Source organism: Acinetobacter sp. CY79 (genome assembly GCF_059515845.1).
Genome location: NZ_JCAKMY010000073.1, coordinates 1 through 1,066, shown reverse-complemented (window position 1 = coordinate 1,066; position 1,066 = coordinate 1). Strand labels below are relative to the sequence as shown.

At 33.9% G+C, this 1,066-nt stretch carries 1 protein-coding gene; it reads left to right on the top strand.

Features of this window, described 5'->3' with window-relative positions; genetic code table 11:
• Positions 1-581: 581 nt before the first annotated feature.
• Positions 582-1,066, top strand: a 485-nt coding sequence (locus AC5YCE_RS15555) for a transposase (protein WP_496170869.1), incomplete at its 3' end; no start/stop codon positions are given.

Genomic DNA, 1,066 nt, shown 5'->3' with positions numbered 1-1,066 from the left:
TGCCGCCAGCGTTCAATCTGAGCCATGATCAAACTCTTCAGTTTAATATTGCTTAGTGCCTATAGGGCACCAATCTTGGCTCATCAATCTTCTGACAAATATTTCTCAAATAAACTTCGAGTCATTTTTACCATCAATCAATGAAAATAATTTCGATTAATCAATCAGTAAAAATCCACACAAGTTGTTCTTCATAATCTCTTAATGATCTTCTTGTTGGTTCGTCACCAGCAAGCTAGGTCGGCTATACTACTCTCTTTCGATAAATAGTCAACTGCAATTTCAAATTATTTTAAACTTTCTTTCTAAAACCCAACTTAATCATTTTAACTAAGTTACTGTTTTATCAGAAGTTTTAATCTTCATCACCGCCGATGGATGTGCATTCTACAGGATTTCAGATCAGGCACAACCCCTATTTTTAAATATTTTATAAAAAATATCACGAATGCTTATTTAGTAATCAAAATTCTACTTTTCCTAGTATTTAACCCGAATCGCGGATAAGAAATTGACTTGAAAAATAAGAGGACTAGAGCCATCAGTTGAGTTACCACACAAAACTTAAAACTCTAGTCCCTATGTTTAATAGTACCGAATTATTCTGCTTAATTGATGATTTCTTTCTTAAATTTGAAGCAACCTATTGGAATTTCCTTAAACAAAGTCGTCGTTTCTCAAGAGTCCGAACCGCTCACTTGAGTATCTCAGAAATCACTTTTATTGCTATCTGGTATAAATGTTCTCATTTCACTAATTTCAAAGCCTTTTTTACATGGTTGAAACAGGATAAAAATCATTTATTTAAAAGCTTACCCTGTTACCAACGGATGATTCATCTGATCAATAGGCATCAATTAGCTCTACACGCTTTACATGTGGCACTGATGAAAGGTCAAGGTACACAATATTTATGGATTGATTCAACAACTTTGCCAGTTTGTAAAAATCAACGTATTCAGCGTCATAAATCATTAGTCCAAATTGCATCACGTGGTAGAAGCTCAATGGGCTGGTTTTATGGCTGTAAATTACATATTGCGATGAATCAATTTGGTGAAATTGC